We start from the raw sequence: 389 nt of genomic DNA on the forward strand, positions 1-389 counted from the left end.
ATTGGCGATGGCAACCTGTCGGTGGCGGAAGCCAAGGCGGTTGAGCTCAAGGGCACGACCAGCAACGTGGAAGATGGCCAGAAGGTCACCCTGACCGTGACCGACGTGAACGGCAAGGTCGTGACCTTCACCGCGACTGTGACCGGCGGCAAGTTCAGCACCACCGTGGACTTGGGGGCCAGCGGCCTGGCGGATGGCAAGTTCACCGTCAAGGCGGACGTGACCGACCAGGCGGGTAACCCGGCGACCGACAGCGAGCATGCGATCCTGGACAGCGACAGCGCTGACCTGCCGAGCATCGACCTGGCGGCGATTGGCGATGGCAACCTGTCGGTGGCGGAAGCCAAGGCGGTTGAGCTCAAGGGCACGACCAGCAACGTGGAAGATGG

General features: G+C 64.8%; 1 protein-coding gene. It reads left to right on the forward strand.

Annotated elements, in window-relative coordinates:
• Nucleotides 1-389: Ig-like domain-containing protein (locus tag O4G76_RS20060; protein WP_269398914.1), on the forward strand; the 389-nt coding region annotated here is incomplete at both ends.

Origin of the sequence: Limimaricola sp. G21655-S1 (assembly GCF_027213785.1) — a bacterium.
Classification (GTDB): Bacteria; Pseudomonadota; Alphaproteobacteria; order Rhodobacterales; family Rhodobacteraceae; genus Limimaricola.